The sequence below is a fragment of the Kitasatospora sp. NPDC092286 genome (assembly GCF_044755565.1).
Lineage (GTDB): Bacteria > Actinomycetota > Actinomycetes > Streptomycetales > Streptomycetaceae > Kitasatospora.
Genome location: NZ_JBIVRD010000013.1, coordinates 133,921 through 147,421, shown reverse-complemented (window position 1 = coordinate 147,421; position 13,501 = coordinate 133,921). Strand labels below are relative to the sequence as shown.

At 69.0% G+C, this 13,501-nt stretch carries 18 protein-coding genes; 7 read left to right on the top strand and 11 right to left on the bottom strand.

The genetic code is table 11. The features are described from left to right. Positions 1-98: 98 nt before the first annotated feature. The 6 genes from ACIQIB_RS16060 to ACIQIB_RS16035 form a co-directional block, all read right to left on the bottom strand. Positions 99-1,208, bottom strand: a complete 1,110-nt coding sequence (locus ACIQIB_RS16060; RefSeq protein WP_400654721.1) for a glycosyltransferase family 4 protein — start codon at positions 1,206-1,208, stop codon at positions 99-101. 122 nt (positions 1,209-1,330) lie between these two features. Continuing rightward, entirely contained in the window at positions 1,331-1,990 is a 660-nt protein-coding gene (gene folE, locus ACIQIB_RS16055) for a GTP cyclohydrolase I (protein ID WP_363610701.1), read from the bottom strand. A 42-nt stretch (positions 1,991-2,032) separates the two neighbouring features. Further along, positions 2,033-2,542 carry a 6-carboxytetrahydropterin synthase gene (locus ACIQIB_RS16050; protein ID WP_363610699.1) on the bottom strand — a complete coding sequence of 170 codons (510 nt, stop codon included), beginning with the start codon at positions 2,540-2,542 and terminating at the stop codon, positions 2,033-2,035. Next, a complete protein-coding gene (queE, locus tag ACIQIB_RS16045; RefSeq protein WP_363610697.1) occupies positions 2,542-3,177 on the bottom strand; it encodes a 7-carboxy-7-deazaguanine synthase in 636 nt (211 codons plus the stop codon). The genes ACIQIB_RS16050 and queE overlap by 1 nt, the downstream gene beginning before the upstream one ends. After that, a complete protein-coding gene (gene queC, locus ACIQIB_RS16040) occupies positions 3,174-3,872 on the bottom strand; it encodes a 7-cyano-7-deazaguanine synthase QueC (RefSeq protein WP_363610695.1) in 699 nt (232 codons plus the stop codon). Before queC ends, queE begins: the two co-directional genes overlap by 4 nt. 641 nt (positions 3,873-4,513) lie before the next feature. Then, a complete protein-coding gene (locus ACIQIB_RS16035; RefSeq protein WP_400654714.1) occupies positions 4,514-4,933 on the bottom strand; it encodes an ATP-binding protein in 420 nt (139 codons plus the stop codon). A 163-nt stretch (positions 4,934-5,096) separates the two neighbouring features. Here ACIQIB_RS16035 and ACIQIB_RS16030 point away from each other — a divergent pair, with 163 nt between their 5' ends. Together ACIQIB_RS16030 and ACIQIB_RS16025 are read left to right on the top strand one after the other, a co-directional pair. Then, on the top strand, positions 5,097-5,909 hold the full coding sequence (locus tag ACIQIB_RS16030; protein WP_363610691.1) for a helix-turn-helix transcriptional regulator: 813 nt from the start codon (positions 5,097-5,099) through the stop codon (positions 5,907-5,909). Continuing rightward, positions 5,906-6,106 carry a DUF397 domain-containing protein gene (locus ACIQIB_RS16025; RefSeq protein ID WP_400758449.1) on the top strand — a complete coding sequence of 67 codons (201 nt, stop codon included), beginning with the start codon at positions 5,906-5,908 and terminating at the stop codon, positions 6,104-6,106. The genes ACIQIB_RS16030 and ACIQIB_RS16025 overlap by 4 nt, the downstream gene beginning before the upstream one ends. A 304-nt stretch (positions 6,107-6,410) precedes the next feature. On the opposite strand, the gene ACIQIB_RS16020 is transcribed toward ACIQIB_RS16025, so the two are convergent. The 3 genes from ACIQIB_RS16020 to ACIQIB_RS16010 form a co-directional block, all read right to left on the bottom strand. Next, on the bottom strand, positions 6,411-6,614 hold the full coding sequence (locus ACIQIB_RS16020; RefSeq protein WP_400758447.1) for a hypothetical protein: 204 nt from the start codon (positions 6,612-6,614) through the stop codon (positions 6,411-6,413). 159 nt (positions 6,615-6,773) lie between these two features. Then, positions 6,774-6,962, bottom strand: a complete 189-nt coding sequence (locus ACIQIB_RS16015; protein WP_400654710.1) for a hypothetical protein — start codon at positions 6,960-6,962, stop codon at positions 6,774-6,776. A 49-nt stretch (positions 6,963-7,011) separates the two neighbouring features. Next, entirely contained in the window at positions 7,012-7,689 is a 678-nt protein-coding gene (locus tag ACIQIB_RS16010; RefSeq protein WP_400758445.1) for a hypothetical protein, read from the bottom strand. Between the two features lie 242 nt (positions 7,690-7,931). On the opposite strand from ACIQIB_RS16010, the gene ACIQIB_RS16005 reads away from it, so the two are divergent. From ACIQIB_RS16005 to ACIQIB_RS15990, 4 genes are all read left to right on the top strand, one after another. Then, a complete protein-coding gene (locus ACIQIB_RS16005) occupies positions 7,932-8,591 on the top strand; it encodes an HAD family hydrolase (protein WP_400758443.1) in 660 nt (219 codons plus the stop codon). A gap of 336 nt (positions 8,592-8,927) precedes the next feature. Next, the gene (locus ACIQIB_RS16000) at positions 8,928-9,743 is read left to right on the top strand and encodes a helix-turn-helix transcriptional regulator (RefSeq protein WP_400758492.1); all 816 of its coding nucleotides are present in this window, start codon (positions 8,928-8,930) and stop codon (positions 9,741-9,743) included. Positions 9,744-9,771: 28 nt separating this feature from the next. Continuing rightward, positions 9,772-9,900 carry a DUF397 domain-containing protein gene (locus tag ACIQIB_RS15995; protein ID WP_400758441.1) on the top strand — a complete coding sequence of 43 codons (129 nt, stop codon included), beginning with the start codon at positions 9,772-9,774 and terminating at the stop codon, positions 9,898-9,900. A 786-nt stretch (positions 9,901-10,686) separates the two neighbouring features. Continuing rightward, complete coding sequence (locus ACIQIB_RS15990) at positions 10,687-11,259, top strand: hypothetical protein (RefSeq protein ID WP_400758439.1); 573 nt, start codon at positions 10,687-10,689, stop codon at positions 11,257-11,259. Positions 11,260-11,319: 60 nt separating this feature from the next. Here the strand turns inward: ACIQIB_RS15990 and ACIQIB_RS15985 are convergent, their stop codons facing one another. Beyond that, positions 11,320-11,499 carry an HNH endonuclease gene (locus tag ACIQIB_RS15985; protein ID WP_400758490.1) on the bottom strand — a complete coding sequence of 60 codons (180 nt, stop codon included), beginning with the start codon at positions 11,497-11,499 and terminating at the stop codon, positions 11,320-11,322. A gap of 68 nt (positions 11,500-11,567) precedes the next feature. Between ACIQIB_RS15985 and ACIQIB_RS15980 the strand changes: the two genes are divergently transcribed. Then, a complete protein-coding gene (locus ACIQIB_RS15980) occupies positions 11,568-12,311 on the top strand; it encodes an ATP-grasp domain-containing protein (protein ID WP_400758437.1) in 744 nt (247 codons plus the stop codon). On the opposite strand, the gene ACIQIB_RS15975 is transcribed toward ACIQIB_RS15980, so the two are convergent. Next, positions 12,272-13,258: a phosphotransferase family protein gene (locus ACIQIB_RS15975; RefSeq protein WP_400758435.1), complete on the bottom strand. Its 987-nt coding sequence runs from the start codon at positions 13,256-13,258 to the stop codon at positions 12,272-12,274. The genes ACIQIB_RS15980 and ACIQIB_RS15975 overlap by 40 nt on opposite strands. Between the last annotated feature and the right edge of the window lie 243 nt (positions 13,259-13,501).

Below are 13,501 nucleotides of genomic sequence, written 5' to 3'. Positions count from 1 at the left end.
TCAGCCGTGTGGTCGCTCAGACACATGGCCGCTCAGACGCGATGACCACTCCACCGCACCGGCCGCTCAACCACGTGGCCGCTCAAGCACGCAGCCGCTCAGACCGCGTCCGGCGCCGCCGCCCGCAGGAACGCCCGCGCGACCGCGACCGGCGTCTGGTCGGCGACCTGCCGCGGCGCCTGCCCGACGGCCGCGTGGTAGGCCTCCGGGTCGTCGACCAGCTCCCGCAGCGCCCGCCAGATCCCCTCCGGCCCCTGCTCCAGCTCCACCATCCGGCCCGCCCCGCCGGTGAGCACGGGCAGGTGCCCGAGCCCGTACCCGACCACCGGCGTGCCCACCGACAGCGACTCGGCGGCGACGTTGCCGAAGGTCTCCGGCGCGTTCGAGCCCATCACGGTGACGGCGGCGCCCGCGAGGAACGGCTGCACCTCCTGCCAGGGCAGGGCGGGCAGGATCTCGACGTCCGGCAGGCCGGCGGCCAGGGCGCGGCATTCGCTGATCACCTGCTCCTGCATGCCGGGCCAGAACTCGAACCCGGCCGCCGCCAGCACGATCTGGACGGGCCGGCCGAGCCCTTCGGCGGGGTAGGCGCGGAGCAGCTCGGCGACGCCCTTCTGCGGATCGGCCCGGGAGAGCGTCCGCACCGGGCCGGTGCGCCGCAGCCGCTCGCGCTCCTCGGCGGTGGGCGGCGCACTGTGGTGCAGCAGGGCGTTGGGCAGGGCCTGCCAGCCGGTGGTGTCGAGCCCGGCGCGGGCGGCCTCGCCGGTCAGGAAGTCGCTGACCGGCAGGACGACGCCCGGCTGGTGCTTGAGGCTCTCGTGCATCGCGTCGTCGGTGCGCAGGAAGTGCACCATCAGCGCGGTGCGCACGCCGGGCGGGGCGGGGTTGAGGAAGCCGAGGCCGGCGCCCGCGTCGACCCAGCAGACCAGGTCGACCCGGTGGGCGGTGAGCAGGTCCCGCACCTCCCGGTCGACGGCGGCGGGTTCGGCGAGCAGGCGCATCACCTCGTCGTACTGGACGGGGCGCGGCAGGGCGAGGCTGGTCAGGCGGAGCAGGTCGGGGTCGTCGGCCGGGTGGGCCGGGCCGGCCGCCACGATGAGGGCGCGGTGGCCCAGTTCGCGCAGGCCGTCGGCGAGCGAGGCGATGCTGCGCTCGATCCCGGCCGGTTCGTCGGGGTTGTGGGTCAGCAGCACGAAGGCGATGTTCACGCGCGTGGTCCGTTCAGGGTCGGAGCAGGTCGGAGCAAGTCGGAGCAGGTCGGATCGGGGGCGAAGGCGCCTGGCGGCGGCGCCGAAGGGGCGCCGCCGCCGGGTGGTCGTGCGGGGAGCGGTCAGCGCCCGGTGTGGGCGGGCGCCAGGGCGAGGACCTGCGCGCGCAGGCCCTGGTCCGTGGTGAACTCCCCGGACAGGTGGCTGGTCACCATGACCGCCCCGTGCGCCTCGGCCCCGCGCAGGGTGAGGCAGGCGTGTTCGGAGCGGATCAGGCAGGCCGCGCCGAGCGAGGTCAGGTGCTTGCTGAGCGCCTCGACCACCTGCTCGCCGAGCCGCTCCTGCACCTGCGGCCTGGCCGCGTACTCCTGGAGCACCCGGGCGAGCTTGGAGAGGCCGACGATGTGGGCGCCCGGCGCCGGGAGGTAGGCGACGGTCGCCCGGCCGAGGAACGGCAGGACGTGGTGCTCGCACACGGCGACGAAGGGGACGTCGACGGCGGCGATGATCCCCTGGTTGACGGACTCGGCCGGGAACTGCACCTTCAGGTGCCGGGTCGGGTCCTGGCGCAGCCCGTCGGTCATCTCGGCCAGGGCCTTCACGAACCGGTAGGGGGTGCGCCGGGTGGACGCGCTGTCGCAGTCGATGCCGAGCGACGTGAGCATGGCGCGCGCGTGGGCGGTGGCCTGGTCCAGGGCGGCCTCGCCGGAGAGCTCGGCCCCGGAGAGGGCGGCCCCGGTGAGAGCCGATCCGGTGAGAGCCGGGCTGTCGATACTGGTCATGTCGTGAACTCCTCGGTGGACAACGGGGACGGCCGGCCGAGCTCAGGCCGGCACATTGCGCCATCCCGCGGCATTGACGTGGGTCTCGTTCACCAGGACCTCCTGGACAAACGCGCCGGGCGCACTGTCCAACGAGCGCAGCGCCTCGTCGGCGACCCGGGCGAGCAGTTCGGCGACGGCCTCGACGGTCGGGTACGACAGTCCTTCGGCGAGTCGTTCGGCCGGGGTCGGGTCGGCGGCGCCGAAGCGGAAGAGCTTGCTCTTGTGCTCGGTCAGCACCGCGGCGAGCGGGTCGTCGGCGCCCAGCATGGCGCCGTGGTCGAGGTGGGTGTCGATCCACGAGCGGATCCGCGCCTTGAACGCGCCGAACTCCACCACCGTGCCGTCGGCGAGGGCCGGCGCCGAGATGCTGGCCTGCATCCACCAGGAGTGCCCGTGGAAGTGGACGCATTTGCCTTCCAGGTGCGGAAGCCGGTGCGCGGTCTCGAAGTTGTGCCGCACCGACACGGTGTGCCGGGCCGCCGCCCCACCGGGCAGAAGCAACGTACTCATCAGGAAATCCCCAGGTACTTGTGGGTTTGCAGGGAGAAGTTCCAGAGCGGGTGGTCCAGGCAGTACTGGACGGCTGCGCGGGTGTTGGCCTCGATGTCGGGGCCGTCCATGGGCTGGAGGCGGAAGGACTCGAACGCCAGGTGCTCGAACTGGGACGGTTCGCCGTTCTCCTGCGGGTAGACCAGCTTCAGCTCGTTGCCCCGCTCGACGATCATCTCGGAGCCGAGCTTCGGGCTGACGCAGAGCCAGTCGATGCCGGGCGGCGGCGTCCGGGTGCCGTTGGTCTCCACCGAGACCTCGAAGCCCCGGTCGTGCAGGGCGTCGACGGCGGGGGCGTCGAGCTGGAGCAGGGGTTCGCCGCCGGTGATGACGACGAACCGCTGCTCGCTGGCGTCCGGCGCCCACACTCGTTCGACGGCGGCGGCGAGGTCCTCCGGGGTGGCGAACCGGCCGCCGTTCTCGCCGTCGGTGCCCACGAAGTCGGTGTCGCAGAACTGGCAGATCGCCCGGTGGCGGTCCTTCTCCAGCCCGGTCCACAGGTTGCAGCGGGAGAAGCGGCAGAAGACCGCCGGGCGGCCGGCGTGCCGGCCCTCTCCCTGGAGCGTGTAGAAGATCTCCTTGACGAGGTAGGTCATGCCGACACGCCCTGGTAGCGGACCGGGTCGGCGATGCCGGCCTCGCTGAAGCCCTTGAGCCGCAGCCGGCAGGTGTCGCACTGGCCGCAGGCGCGGGCGTCCTCGTCCGGGTCGTAGCAGCTGGAGGTCAGGGCGTAGTCGACGCCGAGCCCGATGCCGGTGCGGATGATGTCCGCCTTGGACAGGTGCAGCAGCGGCGAGTGCAGGCGGATGCGGTGCTCGCCGTCGGCCGTCGACTTGGTGGCGAGGTTGGCCATCGCCTCGTACGCCGCCAGGTACTCCGGGCGGCAGTCGGGGTAGCCGCTGTAGTCGACGGCGGTGACGCCGGTGAAGATGTCCAGCGCCCCGACGACCTCGGCGTAGGAGAGCGCGAAGGAGAGGAAGATGGTGTTGCGCGCGGGGACGTAGGTGAGCGGGATGCCGCTCTCCATCTCCTCGTCGCTCCGGCCCTTGGGGACCTCGATGTCGTCGGTGAGGGCTGAGCCGCCGAACACCCGCAGGTCGATGTCGGCGATGACGTGCCGCTCCACCCCCTGCCGCTGGGCGACCCGCTGCGCGGCCGCCAGTTCGACGGAGTGGCGCTGGCCGTAGCGGAAGCTCAGCGCGTAGGGCGTGAAGCCCTGATCCTTGGCGATCGCCAGACTCGTGGTCGAGTCGAGGCCGCCACTCAGCAGCACGATGGCAGGTTTCCCCATAGTGATTCCACTCTTCGGTCGATTACGGCATGACGGGGCCAGTCGAGGGTTGGTGGTGCATCAGAAATGGAAACGAAGTTGAATCCGGCGTAACGACGCATGACTCTGCGGCATTCGAAGTACGTGCGTTCACGGGGGCGCACAGGGACTCGAACACCGCGGAACCGGCCGGCCGGTAAAATTTTCAACAGCCGAAACCCAGGGAGATTCCGGCAGCTCATCCAGCTTTCAATGGGCAGCATGGCCCTGTCAAGGAGTTGGCCGGTTTGCGCGGTCCAGACCACGAGACGGCGGGTCGAGAACGGACATGCCAGGTCAGGCCGTACGCCGCCCACAAGTGGAGGTTTACCATTCCGCAGCATGGATCAGGGCAGATCGCAGTGGTCTTGACCAATCGGGGTACGCCGCCATCACCTTGCCATCCGCCCACCCCGCCCGTTACCGAAAGACTGTCCACGACTGGCATGGATTCGGCCAGGCCGGAGTTCCGGCCCGGCCGAATTGAGCGAGAGGCGCGGGGAATCGGCCACCGAAAGGGAATTCGGCCACGCATTGCCCGAAAGGGCAGGAGGAATGCCCGGATGACCTTGAAATGTTTATCAGAGCCTGCACCGGGAGACCGGCCCCCAGGCGCGCGGCCGCTACAGCGCGCCGCCCCAGAGCTTCAGTTGGAACCACACGGTCTTGCCGCGGTAGCCCTCACCGCGGAGGTGGGCGCCCCAGGAGTCGGCGAGGGCGTCGACGAGGTGCAGGCCGCGGCCGGCCTCGTCGTCGGGGGCGGCCTCGCGGGGCTGGGGAAGGTCCTCATTGGCGTCGGTGACCTCGACCCGGAGCAGGTCGTCGACGATCAGGCAGCGGACACCCACGAGACGGTCGCGCGGGCCACGGGCGTGCCGGCAGGCGTTGGTGACCAGCTCGCTGAGAAGGAGGACGGCGATCTCGGTGGTCTCGTCGGCGACCTGCCAGACGTAGGCCTGCCGGAGCAGTTGGACGCGGGCCCGGCCGGCGCTGCGGGGGTGGCGGGGGAACATCCACTCGATGTCGACAGCCTGAGTGATCATCAGTGTCCTTGGGGGCATGGGGAGGTCGGGCGTCACTCCGTGGGGCGGAGTTCGGCCATTACACGTTCCAAGCGTCGGCAACCGGGCATAGCCTCGGGAGTTACGACGCCGGTACCTCAGCACTTGCACCGCAGGTTGACCGGCACGAGGAGGGGATCCGGAGATGGCCACGCCCAAGCAGAACCCGACGGCATGGAAGTACTGCGGCGACCAAATCAAGCGCTGGCGCGCCCAAGCCGGTGTCACTCGAGATGAGTTGAGCACAGCCTCGAACTACGACTGCGAGAGCGTGCGGTCGATGGAGGCCGGACGAAGGAAGCCTTCACTGAAGCTCCTCACCGTTGCCGACGAGTTGTGCAACGCACGAGGCATGCTGCTCGGGGCCTACCAGTACCTGGCCTCGGAGAGCCCGCCTACTCGCACCGACTCGTACCGCGACGCCGAAGACGAGGCCATCGCGATGTACTCGTATGAGCCTCTCTACATCCCCGGCCTGCTACAGACGGAGGAGTATGCGAGAGCGATCTTGAGCAACACCATGCCGCCCGTGGACGATGCGACGGTCGAGGATCGCGTCAAGGCTCGGATGCTCCGACAGGAGAAGCTGACCCTCCGCCCCACCGTGCTGTACAGCTTCGTGATCTACGAGGCAGCCCTCCACGCCGGCCTGGGCGGCCCAGGAACGATGCAGCGACAGCTGCACCGCCTGCTGGAGACCGAACAGTTGCGCAATGTGCGAGTCCAGATCCTGACCATCGACCGGGCCATCCCCTCGGCCCTCTCCGGATCGATGGTTGTCATAGAGACGGTCAATCACGAGCACTACGTATATGTGGAAACCCATGGAACGAACGCACTCCACTCCGACCCGAAGGTCGTGAGCGAGCTCAGCACGCGGCACGCGATAATCCGCGCGCAAGCCCTCAGCGTTGAGGATTCCATGCAGTTCATCAGAAAGGTAGCGGAGCAACTATGAGCGTCGCAGCACCGTGGATCCGGTCCAGCTACAGCGACTACGAGGGCGGCAACTGCGTCGAGGTGGCTGCCCACCCCAACCTCGTCCACGTCCGGGACTCCAAGGACAAGGCCGGCCCGCAGCTCGCCTTCTCGCCCTCCGCCTGGGCCGCCTTCCTCGCCTTCGCGGCCGAAGCTCAGGTGTCGGCGGTCGAGTGACCTTCTAGTGGAATGGTTGGGTAGCCACCTCCCACCCACCCACCCAAGTACCGCCACAGTCAGCACATATGACCAACGACGTGAGAGTCGACCTCACCGTGACGCCGGAAGAGGTCATCCACTGCCCCAACGCCCGTCGGTCCGCCCGGATCCTCCGGGACGTCCTGCCGACGGAGAAGGCAGCAGCTGTCCCGGCCCTCGCCCGGCGGCGCGCCGCCGGGCGAGGGCTTGACCACTGCGCCGTCACCACAGGAACGCCCACGTCGACCGGCGCTGGGCGGGCAGCCAGGCTTGGCGGCGAGGCTCAGACGGATTCCTGCTTGGGCGCGTATCGCAGCACGACGACGTCACCGAGCTGCTGGACGCCGATCAGCCGCATCCGGTGGGTGCTGCACCACGCATGATCCTGGACTGGGAGCGCCGGGGGCTCCTCCCGTTCGGCTATGACCCCGCCGATCTGTGAGCGAGCAGCCTCCCCGTACCCACCCGGCGTTGGCGAAGCGAACAAGAGTGCACATTGCCTTTGACCCGCTGGTTCGTGGTGAGTGACCAGCGTGCGCAACGGTAGGCGAAGCCCCGCCCGTGCGCCGCTGTGGCGTGCACGGGCGGGACCGGATCTGGGTGGCGCTGCCAGACCGCCGGTAGGGCCCGGGGCGAGGGCGGCCCGTCAGCTCTGCCGCGGAACCGGGTGGTCAGGAGAGTCGAGCCAGGCCGTCTGGCCCTCCGGGGTGACCGTCAGGCCGAACCGCTCGTGCCCGGGGCCGTCCTGGTCGGCCCACCACCGGTACGCGGCGGCCACCTCGTCCCACAGCCGGCGGGGGCCGGACTGCACCACCTCGTACTCCGTGCGGTCCAACCATCTGTTCGAACTCCACAAGCAGGAGTGGGCAGCCGGCGGCGAAGCTTCAACCGACCGCTCGAAGCCGTTCGAGCAGTTCGGCGACGGAAGCGGTCTGCGCGTATCGCGACAGCTCTGGTTCGAGGTCGCGGATCATCGTCACGCACCTGGGGGCGTCGATCCGGCTGGCCAGGTCGAGGGAGCGTGTGGCGGTCTCCGCGGCGATGTCGGGTTCGCCGTCGCGGAGGTAGGTCTCGGCCTGGTAGGTCAGGAACACGGATCTGGTCTTGGAGCGGGTGGCGGGCAGCAAAGCAATGCCCTCGTCCATGAGCTGGTGGGCCTGGCGGCGCTGACCGAGGTCCGCGAGGCAACGGCCGCTGTCCGCGGCCAGGTCGGCGTGCGACATCCACGAGCACCAGGCGGGTGCGGGATCATACGGCGGGGTATCCAGCGCCTTCTCTGCGGCGGCGAGGGCCCGGCGGCACAGGCCGCCCTCGTCGAGCACGGCGAGGGCGCGGGCCTGTCGCAGGTGAAGGAGGGACCGCGCGGTGGGGTGCTGAGTCCGAGGGATGGCGTGGTCGAGGATGTCGGCGGCGGCTCGTGCGTCCTTGAGCCACAGCAGTTGATACGCGAGATCGGACAGGATGCCCGCGCCGAGGTCGCGCTGGTGGGCGGTGTGGGCGTTGTGGAGAGCGGCGTGCCAGAAGCGGCCCGCGGACGCGTGGCGCCGTTCGTCGAAGTGCACACCGTTCGGGATACAGCGAGGGGCCTTTGAAACCCCGCCCGGCAGACGGCCGGGCGGGGTGGTTGTGGCGTGGACTACCGGTCGTCGCCGATGGCGAAGACGGCACGTACGGCGGGGGCGCAGCGGGGGCAGGCGAGGGCTTCCGCCCCTGAGCCCTTGGCCGACCCGCAGCAGTGGGCAGTCCCGATCCCAGCCCGCGAATCAGGTCGTGCCACCTCTCAGATGTCGCTATGGTCTCCTCCGTGCAGAGACTCGCCCTGTTCGATCTGGACAACACACTGGTGGACCGGGGTTCGGCCTTTGCCCGGTGGGCGCAGGAGTTCGCCGCCCTCTGGGGGCTCGGTCCCGAAGTCGTCGAATGGCTGACGGAGATCGACGACGACGGCCTCTGTCCCAAGGCCGAGTTCTTCGCCACGGTCCGTGAACGCTTCGGCCTGGCGGCGTCGGTCGAGGATCTGTGGGCACAGTATCGGCGGCGTTACCCAGAGTTCATGCGGTGTGAGCCGGCCGTCCTCTCGGCCTTGTCGGAGCTGCGGGCGGCGCAGTGGCGTGTGGGCGTAGTGACCAACGGCGTCCACGAAACGCAGCTCGGCGCGATGAAGCACGCCGGGCTCACTGAATTATTGGACGGCTGGTGCATCTCCGAGGCCGAGGGCCTTCGCAAACCAGATCCTCGGATCTTCTCCCTCGCCGCGCAACGCTGTGGTGTCGGCGGACCCTGGACCGGCTGGATGGCCGGCGACAGCGTCACCGCTGACATCGCCGGGGGCCGCGAAGCGGGACTGCGGACGATCTGGATCCGCCGCGGTCGCTCCTGGCCTCGCGCCGAGACAGCACCCGATTACGAGGTCGACAACGCTCTTGATGCCATCAAGATTCTCCTCGACCGGTCCGAGGCTTGAGCGGCTCTCCTCAACACTGCCCTCGGCAACGGAGCCGGGCCCTCCCGGGCTGAGCCTGTCAGGGACACAGCCGAGGGGGCCCGGGACAGTCAACCTATCGACCGAGCAGCGACGAACCCGGTGACAACACCCGGAACATGAAACGTCGTGACGAAACATCACCCGATAGGGGTGGCTCCGAAACTCATTGCCGATCTTGCTCGGCCGACCTCACCGCGAGCTTCCCGAACGGAGCAATGTGGCTCTCATTCCCGTTGCCCGAGTGGCTCTCGTTGAACATGCCGAAAACAGGAGCTCCACCCGGAGAAGTCGCCCCGCCACTTCTATGGCTCGGAGATCCGCCGCCTCCGTAAGGCCAACGGCAACATGTCGCTTGGGCGACTCGCCCAGATCCTCAACTTCTCGAAGGGGCACCTCAGCCGGATCGAGAACGGCGAGTCGAAGCCACCCGAGGGCCTGTCCGAGAGCTTGGACGCCGCCTTCAACACAGATGGCTCGTTCCAGCGGTACTACGTGCTCGCGAAGAAGGAACCGTTCCCCGACAAGTACTCGACCTACCTCAAGTTGGCCAGCACTGCCATCGGGCACGAGTCGTACACGCTGACCGTGCCGGGCCTGCTCCAATCGCAAGCCTTCGCCAGCGCGGTGCTCCACGCTGGCGAGCCGTTCGCCACCCCGGGCGAGATCGAGGACTGGCTGACGACCCGAATGGCACGTCAGACCCGCGTCTACCAAGAACCGCCCGCGTGCCGGTACTGGTTCATCTTGGATGAGTGGGCACTTCGTCGGCCGGTTGGCGGGGCTGCTGTCATGGCCGAGCAGCTGTCCCTGATCCTCGCCGCGTGCCAGCTCCGGCATGTCACGATCCAGGTGCTTCCCCTTGGCTCTGGTGCGCACTCGGAACTGGGCGGTTCCTCCCTGATCTTGTTGACCACGGCCGACCACGCAGTGATCGCCTATGAGGAGGGCAGCCGATCGGGCCGCTTGTTCGATGACACGCAAGACGTGGCGCATCGGCAAGGGCTCTACGATCTGCTGAGGGCTCAGTCCCTATCTCCACAGGACTCTGAGACCGTGATCAGATCGGCATGGGAAGGATTCACCGATGCACTCCGAGGAACAGCCTGCCCGGTGGCGGAAGAGCAGCTATAGCAACGGTCAGGGCGGGGACTGCATCGAAGTGGATGACAACCGTCCCGGCACGGTACGTGACTCCAAGGACCCTGACGGCCCCCGGCTGCGATTCACCCCCGACGCCTGGGCGGCGTTCATCCACGCTGCCGTGGACGGCGAGTTCGGCGACGTTTGAGCCGTTCCTCAACACGCGAAGAACCCCCGACCGGAGAGGTCGGGGGTTCTGTTGCTTGCGCGCTGATCGGCGTCACCCGACCTTCGGCCGTCTCAAAGACGCGCCGTCGGAGTGCATGGTTACCCCGTGTTGTGAGGTCGCAGACCACCGCCAACCAGCAGGTCAGCCCCGGTCTGCTGCCCGTCTGACGGCCTTGGAACCCGTACAGCCTCCGAGTGGCTATACGCTAGCGGGGGGCGAAACGGACATAAGGGGGTCTACCCCCGGGGTCGGACAGGGCCGGGCGCGACGACCGAGCATGACTATGCGGGCCAGCGAGCATGACTATGCTCCGCGGCTTCGTGGCCTCAGAGGTCGGCAGGATGCCGACCAACCGGCCTCGCCCGCCCTGGCTGGGGCCTCGCCGCCCGCGCTGCCACGCCCTCGTATGCACTCTTGCGGCCGTGGTGCCAACCGCACAGTGCTTGAAGGTTCTCAAGGCTGTGGTCGTCGCCCGGCTGGATGTGGTCCACGTCCGTCGCCGGCTCCGCGCATCAATCGCCATCGCGCATGACCGCCACACACCGCCAATCGTCATGGCGCAGAACTGTCTGACGCAGCGTTGGCCAGTCTGCTGGCAGACGCTCTCGCCGATTGCTCGTAGACCATGGCACGGGCGATACCTCTAATCCGTTCTGTCGGTGGACGAAGGGCGCTAGTTCACCCATTCGAGTGGTTGATGTGTTTCGGGTAATCGCAGTGGGCAGTGCTCCGGCGACAAAGAAGCCACGGAGAGATGAGATGCCCATGGATGCGAGCACAGTGACGCTGGATCAGTTCACGCGGTGGCTCCAGCTGGCCGACCGGACCGGGGACGGGGACGGGGACGGGGACGGCATGGTCAGCAAGGAGGAGTGGCTCGCGTACGTCCGGAGCGGCAGGGGTGCGATGGACGGACTGTGGGATGAGCAGGAAGCCGCCAAGCTCTTCGATGACCTTGACTCAGACAAATCCGGCTTCCTCGACCGGGGCGACACCGAGGCCATGATCGAGCGCGAATGGGCTGCGCGCGAAGCTTCCACCACTAGGGTCAATAAGCTCAAGCCCCCCTATCCCACCGGGGAGGTGCGGATCATCAACACCAAGCTGAATAAGTCCACCGGCGGTCAGTATCAAGACGGCATCATCAAAAAGGTATGGCAAGGCGACGGTGGCGATGACGACTACGGGGTCACGCTATACCAGCCCGTTTACGGCAAAGAGGTGACCGTCTACCCCAAGGGCTCGGATCTGGTCGTCGAGGCCACGCGGAACGCTGGCTACGCCAGCGAGGCCAAGGACAACCAGCGTGAGAAGGAACGCAACTCCTGGACGAACTAGGGAAATCCTCCTGCGCTGACGCGTTTCGTTAGCCCCCCTTGTCGCCCCGGTGTGGACCTCTCAGAGCCCGTGCCGGGGCGTCGTGCTTTCAGAACGGCGGGCGCGCACCTGAAAGTCCGCCCGGGTCTTCGCCGCATGGCATGACAGGCAGAGGAGTTGGACGTTCCCGGCCACGTCCTCCCCGCCGTGGGCGATGGGCGTGATGTGGTCGACCTCCAGCCCGGAGGCAAGGTGCGAGATGCCGCAACAGGCTTACGTGCGACCGCTGCCCGGCCGGTGCGGCCGCAGCCGCCGACGCCGCCCGCGAGGTGGCCGACATGTACCAAAGCGGCGGCGACCCGCGCGTCCTGGTCCAGGCGTACGCCGCGGGGACGGAGTACAGCGTCGAGTCCCTCACGCAGGACGGCACCACGGCGCACCTCGCCGTGACCCGGAAGCAGGTGACCGGCGGCCCGAATAGAGTCGAGACGGGGCACAGCCTCCCCGTTCACCTGCCCCCGGCTGTCGAGGCAGCCGTGTACCGGGAGGTCGAAGCGGCGGTCCGGGCGGTCGGTATCCGGCACGGCGCCTCGCACACCGAGATCATCGTCGCGGCGGACGGGCGGTGCGAGGTCATCGAGATCGGCGCCCGCCTCGCCGCCGGGCACATCGGGGTCCTGATCCAGCACGCCCTGGGCATCGACGTGTGGGCGGCCCTGCTCGATGTCGCACTCGCCTGCCAGCCCGCGCTCGCCCCCACCGCCCGCGGATACGCGACCGTCCGGTTCCTGACCAGCCCGCGCGCCGGACGGCTGACGTCCCTCTCCGGATTCCCGAAGACGGGACCGGGCGTGCCGTTCGTCCGCTGGCGGGCTGCGATCGGCGGCGCGGTCCACGAGCCGGGCGCCAACAGCCACCGGCTGGGGTCGTTCGTGGTCACCGGCCCGGATGCCGCCGAGGTCGAGGAGCGGGCCGACGCGCTCCTGCGGCAAGTCCGCATCCGGGTCGAACCGGTCCCGGAGAACGGGCCCGGTCAGGTCAGACCGGTGAGCACCTCGGCCATCGCGCCGTAGCTCTCGCGGACCGCGTCCGTCTTGGCCAGCCGGTGGCGCTCCAGGCGGATCGCGCCCAGGTGCCGGGCCTCGTAGACCCTCGCCCGCCACACCGCTGCGGGCGAGCGGTCCAGGGCCCCGTAGGACTCCCAGAACGTGGTCCGTTCGTCGTCCTTGGCCGTCGCCATGCGGATGGTCCAGTCAGCGGCGGGGTCCCCGAACCAGGTGCGGTCGAAGTCCAGCACGCCGGTGATCACCGGCTCGGGAGCTGCCGGGTCCATGAGGGCGTTGACGGTCCACAGGTCCCCGGTCAGCAGCCTCGGCTCGGTGACCTCGTCGAACACGGCGCTCTCGTGCGCGGCCGCTGCGGCGACCTTCCGTACGTCGGCCGCGTCCAGGCCGGCACCGTCCAGGTCGGCGGCGATCTCCTCCAGCGACGCGATCACCGTCTCGCTCCACGTCCCGTACCCCGGACCGCCGACGGGCCCGAAGTGCGGGCCCCGCACGTCGTGCACGGAGCGGGCGATGGCGCCCATCTGCCGGAAGAACACCGGCCAGGCGGTACGCGGGTACGTCCCCAGGTGCTCCGGGGCCGGGATGCCGTCCAGGTGGGTCTGGATCATCCAGTCCCGGCCGATCACCTCGTGCGACCAGTCCGCGGCGAGGACTTGGGGCATCAGTGGTGCGATCACGGCCAGCCACGGCTGGCTCGCGTACTCGTTTCGCATCAGGTGGCGCTCGCTGAGGAACTGGCGGGCCTCCGGCGGCGCGACCCGCAGGATCACCGGCCGGTCCCGGCCGGCCAGGATGACACGGTAGACGTTGTTGTACATCCCCGTGCCCAGCTCGATGGCGGACACCGGCGCGGCGGCGTCCCCGAAGGCCCGTCGGCAGACCTTCCCGATCTCCTCCGCGGACAGTGACTGCTGGAACGCCTCCGAGGCGCGCTCAACCGGCTGGAAGTCCATGCCGCTCAGGATGCCCTGCTCGCCGGCTGTTCGTCACGTCCATCGCGTACGGCGCTACGGCCGGAACGCATCCGTCCTGGCGATGCGGCCCGGATCAGGACAAGGCCGGCCCGCAGCTCTCCTTCTCGCCCTCTACCTAGGCCGACTTCCTCGCCTTCGCGGCCGAAGCTCAGGTGTCGGCGGTCGAGTGACCTTCTAGTGGAATGGGTGGGCACCCACCTCCCACCCACCCAAGTACCGCCA

Coding starts and splice junctions, on each gene's coding strand:
- folE (WP_363610701.1), bottom strand. CDS start 1,990: ATGACCAGTATCGACAGCCCGGCTCTCACCGGATCGGCTCTCACCGGG.
- ACIQIB_RS16050 (WP_363610699.1), bottom strand. CDS start 2,542: ATGAGTACGTTGCTTCTGCCCGGTGGGGCGGCGGCCCGGCACACCGTG.
- queE (WP_363610697.1), bottom strand. CDS start 3,177: ATGACCTACCTCGTCAAGGAGATCTTCTACACGCTCCAGGGAGAGGGC.
- queC (WP_363610695.1), bottom strand. CDS start 3,872: ATGGGGAAACCTGCCATCGTGCTGCTGAGTGGCGGCCTCGACTCGACC.
- ACIQIB_RS16035 (WP_400654714.1), bottom strand. CDS start 4,933: ATGATCACTCAGGCTGTCGACATCGAGTGGATGTTCCCCCGCCACCCC.
- ACIQIB_RS16030 (WP_363610691.1), top strand. CDS start 5,097: ATGGCCACGCCCAAGCAGAACCCGACGGCATGGAAGTACTGCGGCGAC.
- ACIQIB_RS16025 (WP_400758449.1), top strand. CDS start 5,906: ATGAGCGTCGCAGCACCGTGGATCCGGTCCAGCTACAGCGACTACGAG.
- ACIQIB_RS15990 (WP_400758439.1), top strand. CDS start 10,687: ATGGATGCGAGCACAGTGACGCTGGATCAGTTCACGCGGTGGCTCCAG.
- ACIQIB_RS15975 (WP_400758435.1), bottom strand. CDS start 13,258: ATGGACTTCCAGCCGGTTGAGCGCGCCTCGGAGGCGTTCCAGCAGTCA.